The organism is Arthrobacter rhizophilus (assembly GCF_026241105.1).
In the GTDB taxonomy this organism is placed as follows: Bacteria; Actinomycetota; Actinomycetes; order Actinomycetales; family Micrococcaceae; genus Arthrobacter.
In genome coordinates this window covers 22,490-37,788 of sequence record NZ_JAPFFT010000007.1, presented here as the reverse complement: position 1 = coordinate 37,788, position 15,299 = coordinate 22,490, and the positions used below count along the sequence as shown (strand labels likewise).

Here is a 15,299-nt window from a genome sequence, read left to right as displayed (position 1 = left end):
TTGGATCATGAAATTCAAAACAATCCCGGTCATCATCGGAACATTGTCTTGTGTGCTCGTCGGCGGAGCTGCCTTTGCGGCCGTTTCCACGTTCGCCGGCCCTCACGAGGACGGAACGGCCGTCACGTCAGTAGGCATGCGCGTCACGCCAACTGGACAGCAGACCTCACTCGGAGACCTCCCGTTGAACTCCGCCATCTCCCCCGACGGCAAGAGGCTCGCCGTCACCAACAACGGTCAAGGTACCCAGTCCCTGCAACTCGTCGATCTCGCAGATCACGAGGTAGACCAGACCATCTCCTACAAGTCTCCAGAATCGCTCTACATGGGCTTGGCCTGGAGTCCGGACGGCACCAAGCTTTACGCCAGCGCGGCCGCGAACTCCAAAATCCGCACCTACAGCTACTCCGGCGGCAAACTGGCGGAAGGTGCGCCCATCCAGCTGCCCACTACGACCCCCGCGGGCAAGGCACTGAACCTCTTCCCGGCCGGATTGGCGATCACGCCCGACGGTAAGCGGCTGGTAGTTGCAGACCAGCTGGCCGACGCCGTGTCCATCGTCGACCTCGCCACTGGCACCGTTTCGACGACGCCGGCCGGTCACCGGCCACTTTCAGTTGCCGTTTCGCCAGACGGTACGACGGCGTTCGTCACCAACCAGGGCGCGTCCGATCTCTCCGCGGTGGACATCTCAGGCGCAGAACCGAAGGTTTCCCGCACCGTCACCGTGGGTCTCCACCCCAACAAGTCCGTCCTCTCGAAGGACGGACGTACGCTTTACGTCGCCAATGGCGATGACGACACCATCTCGGTGGTCGATACCGCCGCCGGCACAAGCTCGAGTATCAGCGTCGCGCCTGAGAAGGGCGCACCAGTGGGAACCAACCCCACGGGGCTGGCCTTGGACGAAGCCGGGCACCGCCTCTTCGTGAGCAACTCCGGGAACAATGACGTCGCCGTCGTCGACCTTGCCCACAACGCAGTTGCTGGCAAGGTGCCTGTCGGCTGGTACCCGAGTTCATTGGCCTTCAGCGGCGGGACCCTGCACGTCACCAATGCGAAGGGGCTTGGCGCCGGGCCGAACAACGGCGCTGGCCACCCGAACCCTGAGTCCACTGCACCGACCGCCGAAAACCAGTACAGCGGATCCATGATCGTTGGCACTCTGAGCAGCTTCAGCATTCCGGAAGGCGGCCAACTGCAGAAGGCCACCGAGCAGGTCAAAAACAACAACCGCCCGGACACCGCTGGTGGCAACATCATCCCGCGCCAACCCGGTCAAGAGAGCCCCATCAAACACGTGATCTACGTGGTCAAGGAAAACCGCACCTATGACCAGGTGCTCGGCAGCCTCGGCAAGGGCAACGGAGATCCCTCGCTGAATCTCTTCGGCGACGAGTCTGCCCCGAATATGAGAGCCCTGTCCAAGAAGTTCACCACGATTGACAACTTCTATGCCGATGCTGAAGTCAGTGCCAACGGTTGGAACTGGGTGGCCTCGGCCAACTCGAACCCCTACGCCGAGCAGATGTGGCCGGCCAACTACTCGGGCCGCAAGGCACCGTATCCCAGCGAAGGGAACGCCCCTGAAATCGCGGCCCAGCAGCCTGACAACACGTATGTCTGGCAGCGGCTGGCCAAGGCCGGCGTCAGCTTCCGCAACTACGGCTTCTACGTTTCCAACAACGCCGGCACCTCCAACGCCGCAGACCCCGTTCTGGATGCGCAGACCGACCACAACTACCACGGCTACGACCTGAACTGCCCTGATTCCGCGGGATCGTTCGCACCGCTGAAGCCTAACTGCGGTACTCCGCGTGTTGAGGAATGGGCCAAGGACTTCCAGTCCCAAGTGGCGTCCGGAACTGTTCCCACGGTCCAGTTCGTCCGGCTGCCCAACGACCACACCCAGGCCACCCGTGTTGGCGCCCCCACGCCGAAGGCATACGTCGCGGACAACGACTACGCGCTCGGCAAGCTGGTGGACACCGTGTCCCACTCCTCCGCCTGGAAGGACACTGCCATCTTCGTCACCGAGGATGACGCGCAGAATGGCCCGGATCACGTGGATTCGCACCGCACCTTGGCGCTGGCCATCAGCCCCTACACACAGACCGGGAAAGTCGATTCAACGTTCTACAGCACGGCTTCAATGGTCCGCACCATCGGCCTGATCGCCGGCATCGCCCCGCTGACCCAGTTCGATGCGTTCGCTACTCCCATGAACGCCTCGTTCACGGCCAAGCCGGACAACACCCCGTACACCGCGCTTAAGCCCAGCTACGACATGACCACCGTCAACGGGGCAAACGCTCCGATGGCCCCACAGGTAGCCACCCAGGACACCGCTACCGAAGACAAGATCGATGAGCAGCTCTACAACAAGGCCATCTGGCAGTCCGTGAACGGTGCTGACTCGAACATGCCCGAACCCCAGCACAGCGTGATCGGTTCCGGGTCGGGTTCCGGTTCCGGCCCTGGTTCCAACGGCCAGCCGACTGCGAAGGATACTGACGGCTGACCAAATCCAGTTTTGGCAGGGCGGTCACCGGCATCGGTGGCTGCCCTCTGCTGTTCTAGTGCTGGCCCCGCCGCAAAAACGGGGCGCACTTCCCCTGTCGGAGAATTAATCCAGAATCTATTCTGTTGGTGGACCGTTATATTCACGGTCCTCAGGCCACCGGCACGTCCCGGGAAGCTCATCCCGCTCCGGGGGCCGTCTCTTTGAGGAGGCGTCCATGTCAACTCCCGACGTGCCAACCCGGGGGCCTGCAAGGCCCGGTCCGTATATTGTGGCCGGAATCCTGCTAGCCATCGCTATTCTGGTTCCGTTGTTTGTCCCCTTGTATTCGATCGACAAGCCGCGGTTTGCCGGTATGCCGTTCTTCTACTGGTACCAAATGCTCTGGGTTCCGGTCACCGCAGGCATGATTGGCATCGCCTACTGGCTGGTTAACAAGGAGGACCGCCGCCGCCGCGAGGCCGCGCGGGGCCCACGCACCGAGGAGCAGGAACAATGAGCGGGCTCGCCGTCCCGCTGGCGACCACAGCGGATAGGCCTGTCAACGGCGTCGCGCTCACCGTCGTCGTCGTCCTCTTTGTCCTGGTGGCGGTGTTGGGCTTCTTCGCTGCGCGCTGGCGCTCGGGCAAAGAGACGGGGTTGCACAGCCTCGATGAGTGGGGGCTCGGTGGCCGCGGTTTTGGAACCTGGGTGACGTGGTTCCTTCTCGGTGGAGACCTGTACACGGCCTACACGTTCGTGGCCGTCCCGGCGGCAATGTGGGCCACCGGAGCCGTGAGTGGCTTCTTCGCAGTGCCGTACACGATCGTGCTGTACCCGATCGTGTTCCTGCTGATGAGCCGGTTGTGGTCCGTCTCGCACAGGCATGGTTTCGTCACTCCGGCGGACTTCGTTGGCGGGCGATACGGCAGCAGGGCGCTGACGGTAGCGGTGGCCCTCACCGGCATTGTCGCGACAATGCCGTACATCGCGCTGCAATTGGTTGGCATCAAGGCCGTGCTCACGGTATTGGGCCTCGGCAGCGCGGAGAATGTGTTGCTGACTGACTTGCCGCTGATCATCGCTTTCGTGGTCTTGGCCGCCTACACCTACACTTCGGGCCTTCGCGCCCCGGCGCTGATCGCCGTCGTGAAGGATCTTCTGATCTATCTGGCGGTCATCGTCGCGGTGATCTACCTGCCGATCAAGTTCGGAGGCTGGGACAACATCTTTGGTGCAGCCCAGACGAAACTCGACGCCATCAGCCCGGCCACTGGCAAGCCAACCGGCGTCTTCATCCCGGGCGCGGCCAGCTACTCGGCCTACTGGACACTGGCTCTTGGCTCTGCGCTGGCCCTGTTCATGTACCCGCACTCGGTCACCGGGGTTCTGGCTACCAAGAGCAGGAACACGATCCGCAAGAATGCCGCGGTGCTCCCGCTGTACTCGCTGATGCTGGGTTTCCTTGCCCTCCTCGGCTACGCGGCCATCTCTGCGGGAACCAAGCCGATTGATCTGAACGGTGCCGTCAACCCGCAACTGGTGGTTCCGCAGTTGTTCCTGGACAACTTCCCCGCGTGGTTTGCAGGGATCGCTTTGGCGGCTATCGCCATCGGCGCCTTAGTCCCGGCTGCCATCATGTCGATCGCTGCCGCCAACCTGTTTACGCGAAATATCTACCGTGACCTGATCAGACCCGACGCCGATCCCCGGCAGGAAGCGAAGGTCTCCAAAATCGCCTCGCTCGTGGTGAAGTTCGGGGCGCTGATCTTCGTCATCGCGATGGACCAGTCGGCCGCCATCAACATGCAACTCCTCGGTGGTATCTGGATCCTGCAGACCTTCCCGGCGATCGTGGCCGGGCTCTACACGAGGTGGTTCCACCGCTGGGCGCTCTTCGCAGGCTGGGCCGCGGGAATCATCTACGGCACTATTGCGGCATACAACGTGGTCAATCCGGTGACGAAGGCCAACTTTGGCGGCTCCATCGCGGCCATCCCGGGCACCAACGTGCAGGTCTACATCGCCGTGGTGGCATTCGCGATCAACCTCATCGTTGCTGCAGTCCTGTCCCTGGTTTTCCGCGCGATGAAGCTCCCTGATGGAAAGGACATCACCCGAAACTCGGACTACGGAGCTGACGAGGACGATCCCAAGGTGGCCGAACTCCAGCGCGAGTACCCACTGGGCGAAACGGGAGGGGCCACGTTCTGAAGCCAACGACGGCGGACGCCGGGGTCACGGGGGAAAGTTTGCTGTAGCGGGGCACCCGCGTCACTCGCCGCTTCTTTGGTTCTTTGATGCCTTGACATCGCGCAGGAACTTCCAAAGCGAAGCCAGTGAACCCGCTACGAGGACCACTCCGGAAACGATGGCCCACAATGAATCTCCGGGTGCGGAGGAAAAGACGTAGATGGAGTAGAAACCAAAAATAAGGGTGAGTAATAGCCAAATGGCCGGATTACGCTTCACAGTAAATTCCCTAATGAACGGTAAATGGTTAAGTCAGGTCGCGCTTTAAAAACACCCAATATGCCCCGCCGAGCGAGCAGGCAAGCCAGGTAACTGCCCCCGCAAAGGAATCCAGCTTCACGCTTCCCAACGCCCATTGGTTCACCCAATCCGTGACCAGGTTCGGGAAGAGAAGATCGGCGAATTGTCCCAGCCGGCTGGCGAGAGCTGCCGGCAGAACAAGGCTCAGGGGTACAACAAAAAGGCTCAGGAAATGGTTGCGGATGAGGGAACCGATCGCGAAACCCCAGAGCGAACCGATTCCGGCCATCGCGGCGAAGGCCAGCACGGCGGGGGCGCTGACATGCCACAGGTTAGCCACAAGTTCCCCTGATAGCCCGAAAAACACCCCTACAATTGCGCCCGTCACGAGGGCAGCGACTGTGATGGAGGCCGCTCGTCCGGTGAATGCCGCGCCACGCTGGAACATCAAGATGCGTCGATGAAACGATCTCGTATCAAAGTCCGACGTGAATGAGAAAGAGCCCACCACGGCCGCTGCGGTAAGCATCAGCGACAAGCCGGCTTCCAAGAGAGTTCGATCTACGCCCGTCATCGCCTGGCCGCCGTCTTCTTTGGAACCGATTGCCGCGGCCACAACAAGGGCGCCGATCAGACCAGCCACGAGCAACGCACAGACCGCTGATCCTTTCCACAGCCAGGGGCGCCGCATGTCAGATAAGAAGGCAGGTGCATAGTTGACCAACTAGACCCCCCTGCTCCGCAGCACCCACATCGCACCTGCTCCTCCTGCAATCAGCCATCCCAGAGAGACCAGCCATGCGTGGAACGGTCCGAGCAGGCCCTCAATCGGCAGGTTTGCGATCCCTGCCAAAGCTCCCGACGGCAGCCACCGGGCGATTTCAGGAAAGTTCGCCATGAGGGGGAGTTCCAAAGCGAGGGGAATCAGCATGGTGACGATCGTGGTTGCATAGTAATGCCTGATGATCCAGCCGAGTGAACAACCCCACAAGCACCCGACCCATGAGGCGACGACGACGCCGAGCAAAGCTTGCCAGGAGGCGCCTTCCACAAGTTCAGAGCGCACTTCCGAGGACACTGCGAGCGCGGTACTGCCGCTCCAGAGAGCCAGGCCTGAAGCTGCCGTGAAAAGTCCGACAACCAGCGAGGCTGCGTACTTGGTCCTCACAAGCTGACTCATCCCGGAGATGGCAACGCTTCGTCGAAGAGTCCCAAAATAGGCTTCCCGGGTTATGAGGTAGCTTCCTGCGAAAGTGGCAACGATTGCGATCGTCGCGGCGAGGGCCCAAAACGTCTCGACGTTTTGGGCCGATGAAAGCTTGTCCGCATGATCGGGCCAGCCAAGGAAATTAGCCACGAACCAAGGCACCAGCCCACTGAAGGCCAGGATGCCGAGGGCGGAGTAACCGCTGAAGTATCTCAGCAGCTCGGACCGGAGGCCGCCGGCGAAAGCCGCATGGACTTCGTAGTTCATCGGGCTCCCTCCAGAATCCGGAAATATGCGGCTTCCAGATTCCCGCCACCAACAGCAGTGGCGTTCTCAACGGACCCACAGAACAACATCCGCCGCTTCAGGATGACCACGTCGTCGGCTATCTGTTCCAGTTCCGTCAGCTGGTGGCTGGAAATCAGCACGCTTCCCCCGGACCTGGCGAAGTCCCTGAGGAACGATCGCAGCCATTGAATGCCATCAGGGTCGAGCCCGTTGGCCGGTTCGTCGAGGACCAGGAGCTTGGGGCCACCGATGATTGCCGAGGCGATGCCCAGACGCTGTCTCATCCCGAGGGAGTAGTCCCGGACCTTTTTGCTCGCTTGGGCGGTCAAATCGACCAGTTCCAAGACGCGATCGACGCTCTCGGGCAGAGTCCCGGCGGCAAGCCGACAGATCTGCAGGTGACGCCGGCCGGTGAGCCCAGGCTCGACGTCCATTCCGTCCAGGTTCACCCCTACTTTGGTGACGGGTCTGTGCAGGGTCCGGTAGTCAGTTCCAAAGACCGTGGCACGCCCGGACGTCGCCTCCAACAGGCCGGTCAAGCCCGCCAGGGCCGTGCTCTTTCCGGCGCCGTTGGGTCCTATCAGTCCCACGATTCGCCCGGCCGGTACATCGAACGTCAAGTCTTCGACGGCGAAACTTGTGCCTCGTTTCTTGCTGAACCCGTCAAAGCTGGCATGGATTTTCACTGTTGCCCTTCCGTCGAGACTTTGGTGGCTTGTCCGAATTTCCCTGGCCATAGCGGAGAATTCGAGGCGGCATCCCAGAGCCACTCCCACAGCCGCATATCCCTCTGGCCCGTCACCTCGGCTCGTCCCGAGACCGGGAGGGACACCGAACCTTCAAGGCTTCCCGGGTATGCACGCACAGGGACATTCGTGCCCGGAAACGTCACCGGGACGATGGTCTCCACAGGTGCAATCGAGTTCGACGGCGGTTCTGCGCCGATGGTGGCTTGTCCCAGTTCTTCATGAACCACCATTCCTTGGGACTTCAAAGTCACCCTGTCTCCCGGGGCGATCGCTTGAGCGGGCGACTCGATGGGGGTCACGATCTTTAGTTCTCCGTTGATGTAGGTGTAACCGGCCACGACGACAGACCTGATCGGAATCACGACGAGGAGTCCTGCCGCGACAGCGGTTCCGAGGAGCAAGAAACCAATCCGCCGCCACGTCGGGCTGCCGCTCTTTGAGGCCGAATGAAAAAACTGGATGATTCCCCTGAAGGCCAACACAAGCAAAAGAACAAAGACAGCGAGGACCACAATGTTTCCCGCGTAGCCGAGTTGCAGGACGATCGGTGCGAATCTTTGGAAACCAATGACCATGAAGGCGATGCCTGACAAGAAGCTTGCAAGGCCGAACCATGCCAGGAGACCTTGGTTGCCCGTATTGATACGTGAACCAAGAAACCTGGAGCTGACCACGTCTGACAATGCGGCGATGGATTTTCGACGTAGGTGCGGAATATCCACAGCTGACATCAACGCCACGTAGCCATCCAGCTTGATGAACGGAAAAAGGTTCAAGACGGCTATTGCGTAGCAAATGATTCCGTAGAGGATGGCGGCGTCTTTAAGGGACGTCGCCGGCAGAATGCCCTGAAACACCAGCGCAAGGCTCCCAAGGCCGAGGTGAACCAAGGGCCCGGCCAGCGCCACCAGCACCCTTTGTTTGGGCGAACTGAGTCGCCAGCCGTCCGTCACGTCGCAAAAGAACGCCGGGGCCAGATAAAAGAGCATGATTCCGATGCGTCTGGGCGTGCCACCGAAATAGACGAGCGCCATTCCATGACCGAGCTCGTGCAGCAAAGTGGACGCGAACATCGCGGTGGCGACGTAAAGATAGGCCTCCAAGGGAAGTGGCGTTGCCAGTACCCGCCAAACGTTCGGGCCCGCCATGAAAGCACCGATGATGCCGCTGACGACGAGAACAGCCGCCGCAGCGATGAATCCGGGACGGGCCATTGCGGCAACCGCCGGGCGGAAGAAGTTGAGGAGCGGCGCGGGATTGAACAACGTAACCTGCACGGTGAGGGGCGCACGGAACTGGACTCGGCGAGATTCTGCCTGGTTTGCCGTCACATCGAAGACACCCGTGTGGACCAATTGGCGAGCGACCCCCATGACGTCCTCAGCAGTCCATGGACTGCCAAGGTGGTGAGCTACTTGCGCAGGTTCCTTCTTGCCGTCCAAAACTTTGAGCACATTGGCCACGTCCGCAGAGACCCTGGCTTTGGGCACGCCGTTCAGAGCCACGATCCATGGCCCGCCGGCCCGCAGGGGCTCATCAATGGACGCGGTTGGAGCCAGCTGTGCAGGCCATTGAATCGTAGTTCGAGAGTGAGAGGGTCGTGTCACCGTGTCGTCGTTCCTGTAGGGGCTCATATCAACGGATGTGGCGTTGAAGCGAAGGCGTTCCGACGTGGCGGGCCGTCAAAGCTGTTCGGCACCGAGGACAGTCGCTTGGATTCGTCCATGGTGAGTGGGAACGCACCCGGACAGATCGCCTTGCCCGCTTGCCAGCCGATCTCTTGTATCGCCGCAGGAAGCCTGTGAGTGAGGCTTACCCAGTGCGAAGTGATTCCTTTCCGAGCCAGATGCTGCACCAAATCGTCCACGTCGGGTTGGGGGTGGGCACGAGGCAGTGGCGCCTTCGAGAACGACTGCACCCATGCGCGAAGTTCATCGATTGCTGGGCGCGTCATCCAGAAGTCCGCTCTCGATTCGTCGTCTGTCACCGCTGCGTGGCTTGTAACCGGGGACAGCGATCTGGACAGGAGGAGTTCACGGATTTGAAGCCCTTCCTGGAGCGCGCCCCTCAATGCCGTAATAGGGTCTGCGGAAGCCTTGATTCCGACCGCACCGAACTGTCCATGCTTCGTGTCACCGATGATGACGCTGACCGCGATTTCCAATGGCCCGTCGTCGTTCGGGACAAAAGCAAGATTGGCGTTGATACCGGAGTCGAGGGCGATTCTGAAGAGCCGAGTGAGACTGCGAGTGTCCGGATTACCAGACAGTTCTGCCGGCAAGTCTTCCATGATGATTTTCTTGAGCTGTGTCCTGTTGTGCCAAGCCCACAAGAAGGCATCACGCTCAATGACTTCAGCCACGGCGGAAGTCATGGCGAAGTGTTCCGAGGGTCCGGCGGCGGCTCCGTTGGGAGATGGATCGAACAACTGACCAGCAAGACCTTCTTCCGGGAATTTGCAGGGGTTGTAGTCCACAACCCCTGCGGGAACATGTGACTCAGTCCCGGAAACCAGGTCCGTCGCCCGGTACCACGGGAACTCAAGGCCAAGGGCCGAGGGGTGCCCTAGTCCTGCTCCCACGAAGTCGATCCTCTTTTCGTGGCAAGGGTTGGCCACGATGAGGTGTTCCGAATCGGCCGGCACTGGAACGAGCGCGAAGCGCTCCACCGCCTCGCCGGATCCCCTGGTCACCGAGGATCGCCTGTTGACGTCGAATGCTCCGACGGCGGAAGAAAGCCTGGGATGTTCCCCGTCCCACGGGGCGTTGGCCAAATACGCCACCGTGCGCCATAGACCAACCTCATTCGGGACGTAGACCTGCGCGTCAGAAACCAGGCCGAGGGAGGGATCCAAGGTCCGTGCCGGGTCGATCATCATTTGCCGCATACCCACATCTCAACCTTGTTCAGGGAAGGGACCGGCGAGGCGATCCGGACAGCTCCTCTTTCGAGAACATGCAAGCCCCCAGCGGAGAGCTCGGCTTCAATGACCCCGTTCCGGACGTAAGCCACATCGCTGACATAGGCGGCCGTTCGGTATGACTTTCCCTCATCGAAATCGATCTTGATCATGGTCACGTGCCTTGCTCCGCTATCCGGGTCCCGGCGTTCAAGATTGAAGAGGATGGAATTGGCGTCGAGCACCGAGAATCCAGTAATCGAGCCCTCGTAATCCTCCGGCGACTGGTCAGATGAGTCGGCGTCGAGGACTGTGAGCACAAAGCGGCCTTCAGGGGCCAAGGAATCGCGGACCCGGCCGAAGAGTGCCCGTCGCTGGTCATGAGTCAGAAGGGTCACTGAGCTGGCACCCAGGACGATGCAGCCGTAGTTGCCGCCAATAGGCAGTTGGGACATGTCCGCCTCTACGACCTCCACTGCGACTCCCCGAGGATTAAAGGACCGGGTCTCAGCCCTTTGCCTGAGCATTTCAAGCATTTCCGGCGAAGAGTCAACTGCTGTCAGGGGACGCCCCAGAGCCAGGAGCGCCCGGGTAATCCTGCCGGACCCCGCGGCTAATTCGAGGATGGGTCCGGCTGTTTTCCGTGCAGCGCCCAGAATCTCGGGAAGCTCGGACAGATCGTCGGAAGTGAGCCTGTCGTAAAGGCGAGACCCTTCAATGCCGTACAGATCCTCAGGAAGACTCTCGTGGCCAATGGCGCGCAGGATGTCGGCAACGGTCTTGTCAATTGCGGTTCTCATCAACTCGTACTCTCGGGAGTCAGACGTGGGGAGGGGAGTTCACGCGGGTGGCGAACGCTAGCGCTTCACCACCCGCGCGTACTGGCTAGGTCGCAGCGATGCCGACGACGATGCCGGCGATAATGATGACGTCGCCAACGCGGATGTACCACGGTGTGTCGTCAGGTGTATCGAGGTTCTCCAGTTCTTCAATGGTCAGCTGAAGGTTTGATGTTGCGATCATTGCCCCTCCTCTCGATCGTCTTGGTGTCTTGGATAGTCGGCCTTGCTTCCGCCTAGGTGATGCTGACGGCAATGATGCCTATAGCCACCCCTTGGGACACGCCGATGAACCAATTGTTGAAGTCCGGTGTATCCATGGACTCAATTTCCTGGATTGAGATATTGAGCTGTTCCTGCATCGCTTTCACCTCCCCCTGTGTCGATTGACTGGTCTTTCGGCCGGCTGCTCATCACGTGATGGTGACGGCGATTCCGACCAAAGCAAGCCCTACGGTGATTCCGTGGATACGTTCGCTCCAGTCGTCTGGAACGTCGATGCTTTCCAGCTCCTGGATTTCGAGGTCCAGAAGCCTTGGCGCGATGGTGTTGTTCATTTGCTCACCCCCTCTCCCTTGCCGCTCGTTGGTCGCCCAAAGGGCCTGGCAAGACTGGCTGTTTCTTGACTGAGTTCAGGAGAACGTGCTGGATTTGCGCGGGGTCAATGCCGCGCAGCATGGGCAGCACCCCACCCCAGCGGCCGACTGCCAATTTGGCTGTTTTCACGGCAGTTTGTTCGCTCAGGTCATCGAGCCCTTGGACGCCCCATCGCTGCAGCAACTCCCTGATGCCGGAGGCGGCAGAGCGACCGAGCGAAGGGTCAACTTCTGCCACCACGGACCATAGTTCGGACAAACGATGAGGGTTGCCCCAGGCCGTGGCGCCGCCTTCGATTTCATCCCATATGGGTCCGATGACGGTGGCAGTTGCGGTCATCTTTCTCTCACCTGTCAGGTATGCCAATTCGTTCGCGACATACCAGTGCTTCGCCCCGTAAGGGTTTCGAGCCATGAGCGACCATCCGGTGTGGGTTTCCATGCTGAGCCGGGCCGCAACAAGCCGCAGCTCAGCGGAATCTTCGTGCTGCAAGCGATGGCCCAGCCGCACGATCCGCGCCAGAAGTGAGAGGGCGTCGTCGTCGAAAGTGCTCCGGCTGCTGCCGATCATCGTTCCGGCCACCCGGAGAAACGCTTCGAGCAGCCCTTCGAACACAAGGGTCCGGGGGAGGCTCGCGAAATGCGCGGCGTCGAGCACCGCTAGGTCACCCGACAGGTGAGGTGAGGCGATCAGGTGGCGTCCGACGTCGGTGTCCAGGCATGCTACAGCGCTGACTTCGGCGCCGGTCCCCACAGTGGACGGCATCAGGATGGTTCTAGGGCGCTCGTTTGGTTCGGTCCCGAAAGGTATGACGACGAGGCCCGATCGCTTGGCGTGGCGCGCCGCAAATTCAGCGAAGCACGGATCGGCGAAGAACAGCGCGGAAAGTTTCACCGCGTCGAGGACGGAGCCGCCGCCGAGTGCCACAACGGTCTCGAGACCGTGTGCTCGAGTGAAGTCGGCAACAACCGTCAGGGTCGCGAATGACACGGGTCGGGCGTCGAGTTCCAAGACGGCCGCTCCGTTGAGACCGCCGTCCAAGAGTCGATCTCGGTGCTCGGTGAGTGCGCTGTCCACCACGAGTCCGGCCCGTCCACGAATCAGTGTGCCAAGGTAATTGGCAGGCATCCCCCCATCGACAACGACGCAGCGAGTCTTCCAGGTCCGGTCTGCGATCACGCGAAGGCTCCGTCCCGACGGGCTGCGCTGAGCCCCGCTGCGATGGCCGCGTGGAGTTCCTCGAAGTTTTCCTTCGTGAATACCAAGGCCGGCAGGAGTTGGATCCGGCTTGGGCCGGGCTGCACGATCGCTCCGGCCTGGTGAATACGCCTGACAACGGCTAAGACACCGCTAGGTGACAATGGCAATCCGTCCACTGTTTCCAGCTTGATGGCCCGCATGCAGCCCCGACCGGTGGCCGTACCGACGCCGGGAGTGCCCTGGAGTCGGCCGATGAGATCATCGAGTCCGGCCGAGACGGCCGCTGTGAGGCTGCCATGATCCAGCCTTTTCATTTCGTCGATGGTCGAAAGAATGGCGGCGCACGTGGCCGGGGTTCCTGCTTGCGTCTCTCCATGGACAAAGACAGATTCCGTGGAATCGAACTTCTCCGTTACCCGCGCTCCGATCAGAAGTGCAGCGCACGCGCTGGTGCCGTTGGTCAGGGCCTTCGACGTCACGATGACGTCCGGAGCCGACGGCCACTCATCAGAAACGAACCAGGAATTCACCCGCCCGAATCCGGTGGCCACCTCGTCCGCGACAACCAGAAAGCCGTGCTCCTCCCGGAGTTTCAACAATGAGTCCAGAAAGCTTTCCGGCACAACGTCCGCACCGGATCCGAGGACCGGTTCGACGATGACCGCGGCGACCCTGCGCCCTTCCCTGAACATCAATTGCGCCAGTTCCGCGCCCCCGTCATCGAATCTGATGTGTCGGATATTGCGCCGGTCGACACCATAGACGGCCTGACCGAGGTCGTCACCGCTGAGGGCCTGGCTCCCGTAGGTGAGCCCGTGATAGCTGCCGGTCAGGCCTACGATGATTTTTCGCTCGGGTTGTCCGTCCAGGGCGAAGTATTGACGCGCGAGCTTCATGCCGGCGTCGTTGGCAGCTCCCCCGGAGGTGGAGAAAACCACCCGCTGAAAGCGGTGGGCGGGGAGTGAGAGAAGTGCGTTGGCCGCCTCGATCGCTTTGCGATGCGCCGTCCTGAACAACGGAAGGTAGGACGCAGCTTCAAGTTCCGTGGCGATTGCCTCGGCAATACGTGGGTTGCCGTAACCGAGGTTGGCGTTCCACAGTCCGCTCTTTGCGCAAAGGCGGCGTCGACCGTCTTCAAAAGCTACGTGGACGCCGCGGGCGCTGACAGCGGTGTAGCTCGCGACAGGGAAATCGTGCTGCGCAATCAGGGGAATCCAGAGCGGGAGCTGAGTGCTGGGTATGGCACAGTCAGGTGCTGCGATCATCGGTTGTTAGTCCTTTGAGTTCGACGGGTGGCCGGCAAAGTGGAGGTTCGGAATTCAGCTGGCGCCGAAAACGTCCACGCCTGCCTGCTCGAACTGCGCGAGAATCACTCGTGCGGATTCCTCGGCAACCGCTGCAGAAATGCCCAGCGGAGCTGCTACAGCGGACGCGGCGGCTTGGACATCCCGCAGATTCGAGAGTGCCTCGATGATCGCTGCGGCATCAGGTCCGAGTCTGAAAGTCCGTCCGGACGCAGTGTCTAGGAGCGTGTGCTCTCCTGCCCTGTGGATGATGAAGGGTGCGCGCGGTGATGGGAGATCATCAGTAGGCGATGCGCCGTAGAGACTGGCACCGAAACCGACCAGCGTAGTATCGGCGCGATTGCCCTGGGGAATGAACTTCCAAGCATCCAATGCCGCCAAATAGCGGGGAATCCAAGGCCTGGCGCCAAGGGACTTACGAATCATGTCAACGTCACAGACGGAAGCGAGCGAAGACTCCGGTTGGAGCGCGAGGCACCTTTTGTGAATGTCGGCCAAGGAGTCTCCGGCCCAACCGATCTGGGTTCCGTAGGGTCCGCTGAGTACCCTTCCGTCTCGTGTGATGTGGAGCCTTGCCAGCGAGGAACCGGTAGCTGGGCGGCCGTCCAAAAGGCCCCGCTCGGCAAGAACGGCGTTCACTTCGGTGAGCTGTCGCACAAAGTAGCCCGATCGTCGGGATTCTTCCGCGTCATCGAAGAAGGCCTGCCAGTCTTCAGCCGTGGTAATCCTGACTACCGTGACGCCGATGAGATTGACGAACGGAATGGCCACATAGTCCTGGATCTCCAGACTGAGGGTTCCACCAACCAAGAGTTCTTCACCTGCGACATCGAAGAGCCCGGAGACTGGGATGACCACATCATCTTCCCCGCCGCCGTCAAGCACAAGGACGATCGACTGCTCGCCGGCAAGTTCCTTTGCAAACGGCTCATGTCCGGGATCCTCAACGAAGATGGCATGATCCGGTATTCGCCCGGGAATGCCCGTAATCCACTGGTCCACAGCTGCTGCAATGGTCTGTTGCTGACTCAGCTTCAATTCCCAACCCCCAATAGTTGTCCGCTGCATACGTTCGTCACGGCGGCCCGCCAACATTCGGTCTGCCGGGTCCGTCCTCGTGAAGGAGACTATGACGCCAAAACGGGCCTAGGTGGTGAGATGGGTGAAACTAGGTGCCCGGAGACCGGAATTAGGGGTGGGATCGCCCAATCTAGGTGTGGCTG

16 protein-coding genes are annotated in these 15,299 nt (G+C 60.9%); 3 read left to right on the top strand and 13 right to left on the bottom strand.

Going from position 1 to position 15,299, the window contains the following annotated elements:
• The first annotated feature begins 7 nt into the window (after window positions 1–7).
• From OOZ51_RS07940 to mctP, 3 genes are all read left to right on the top strand, one after another.
• Window positions 8–2,521, top strand: a complete 2,514-nt coding sequence (locus tag OOZ51_RS07940) for an alkaline phosphatase family protein (RefSeq protein WP_265978768.1) — start codon at window positions 8–10, stop codon at window positions 2,519–2,521.
• 217 nt (window positions 2,522–2,738) lie between these two features.
• Window positions 2,739–3,020: a DUF3311 domain-containing protein gene (locus tag OOZ51_RS07935; RefSeq protein ID WP_265978767.1), complete on the top strand. Its 282-nt coding sequence runs from the start codon at window positions 2,739–2,741 to the stop codon at window positions 3,018–3,020.
• Window positions 3,017–4,714: a monocarboxylate uptake permease MctP gene (gene mctP, locus OOZ51_RS07930; protein WP_265978766.1), complete on the top strand. Its 1,698-nt coding sequence runs from the start codon at window positions 3,017–3,019 to the stop codon at window positions 4,712–4,714. Before OOZ51_RS07935 ends, mctP begins: the two co-directional genes overlap by 4 nt.
• A gap of 60 nt (window positions 4,715–4,774) precedes the next feature.
• Here mctP and OOZ51_RS07925 read toward each other — a convergent pair whose 3' ends face one another.
• The 13 genes from OOZ51_RS07925 to mpaB all read right to left on the bottom strand — a co-directional run bounded on the left by OOZ51_RS07925 (window position 4,775) and on the right by mpaB (window position 15,114).
• A complete protein-coding gene (locus OOZ51_RS07925) occupies window positions 4,775–4,972 on the bottom strand; it encodes a hypothetical protein (protein WP_265978765.1) in 198 nt (65 codons plus the stop codon).
• 28 nt (window positions 4,973–5,000) lie between these two features.
• Complete coding sequence (locus OOZ51_RS07920; protein WP_265978764.1) at window positions 5,001–5,636, bottom strand: hypothetical protein; 636 nt, start codon at window positions 5,634–5,636, stop codon at window positions 5,001–5,003.
• A gap of 81 nt (window positions 5,637–5,717) precedes the next feature.
• A complete protein-coding gene (locus tag OOZ51_RS07915; RefSeq protein WP_265978763.1) occupies window positions 5,718–6,467 on the bottom strand; it encodes a hypothetical protein in 750 nt (249 codons plus the stop codon).
• On the bottom strand, window positions 6,464–7,174 hold the full coding sequence (locus OOZ51_RS07910) for an ABC transporter ATP-binding protein (protein ID WP_265978762.1): 711 nt from the start codon (window positions 7,172–7,174) through the stop codon (window positions 6,464–6,466). Before OOZ51_RS07910 ends, OOZ51_RS07915 begins: the two co-directional genes overlap by 4 nt.
• Window positions 7,171–8,871, bottom strand: coding sequence for a daptide biosynthesis intramembrane metalloprotease (gene mpaP, locus OOZ51_RS07905; protein WP_323054709.1), 1,701 nt, complete (start codon window positions 8,869–8,871; stop codon window positions 7,171–7,173). Before mpaP ends, OOZ51_RS07910 begins: the two co-directional genes overlap by 4 nt.
• Window positions 8,868–10,124: a YcaO-like family protein gene (locus OOZ51_RS07900; protein WP_265978921.1), complete on the bottom strand. Its 1,257-nt coding sequence runs from the start codon at window positions 10,122–10,124 to the stop codon at window positions 8,868–8,870. The genes mpaP and OOZ51_RS07900 overlap by 4 nt, the downstream gene beginning before the upstream one ends.
• On the bottom strand, window positions 10,112–10,936 hold the full coding sequence (gene mpaM, locus OOZ51_RS07895; RefSeq protein WP_265978760.1) for a daptide-type RiPP biosynthesis methyltransferase: 825 nt from the start codon (window positions 10,934–10,936) through the stop codon (window positions 10,112–10,114). Before mpaM ends, OOZ51_RS07900 begins: the two co-directional genes overlap by 13 nt.
• An 85-nt stretch (window positions 10,937–11,021) precedes the next feature.
• Window positions 11,022–11,159 carry a daptide-type RiPP gene (locus OOZ51_RS07890; RefSeq protein WP_265978759.1) on the bottom strand — a complete coding sequence of 46 codons (138 nt, stop codon included), beginning with the start codon at window positions 11,157–11,159 and terminating at the stop codon, window positions 11,022–11,024.
• Window positions 11,160–11,211: 52 nt separating this feature from the next.
• Window positions 11,212–11,337 carry a daptide-type RiPP gene (locus tag OOZ51_RS07885; protein WP_265978757.1) on the bottom strand — a complete coding sequence of 42 codons (126 nt, stop codon included), beginning with the start codon at window positions 11,335–11,337 and terminating at the stop codon, window positions 11,212–11,214.
• A gap of 51 nt (window positions 11,338–11,388) precedes the next feature.
• Complete coding sequence (locus tag OOZ51_RS07880; protein WP_265978756.1) at window positions 11,389–11,532, bottom strand: daptide-type RiPP; 144 nt, start codon at window positions 11,530–11,532, stop codon at window positions 11,389–11,391.
• Window positions 11,533–11,536: 4 nt separating this feature from the next.
• On the bottom strand, window positions 11,537–12,700 hold the full coding sequence (mpaC, locus tag OOZ51_RS07875; RefSeq protein ID WP_265978755.1) for a daptide-type RiPP biosynthesis dehydogenase: 1,164 nt from the start codon (window positions 12,698–12,700) through the stop codon (window positions 11,537–11,539).
• A 47-nt stretch (window positions 12,701–12,747) separates the two neighbouring features.
• Window positions 12,748–14,037, bottom strand: a complete 1,290-nt coding sequence (gene mpaD / locus OOZ51_RS07870; protein WP_265978754.1) for a daptide-type RiPP biosynthesis aminotransferase — start codon at window positions 14,035–14,037, stop codon at window positions 12,748–12,750.
• 54 nt (window positions 14,038–14,091) lie between these two features.
• Window positions 14,092–15,114 carry a daptide biosynthesis RiPP recognition protein gene (mpaB, locus tag OOZ51_RS07865; RefSeq protein WP_265978753.1) on the bottom strand — a complete coding sequence of 341 codons (1,023 nt, stop codon included), beginning with the start codon at window positions 15,112–15,114 and terminating at the stop codon, window positions 14,092–14,094.
• Window positions 15,115–15,299 lie beyond the last annotated feature (185 nt).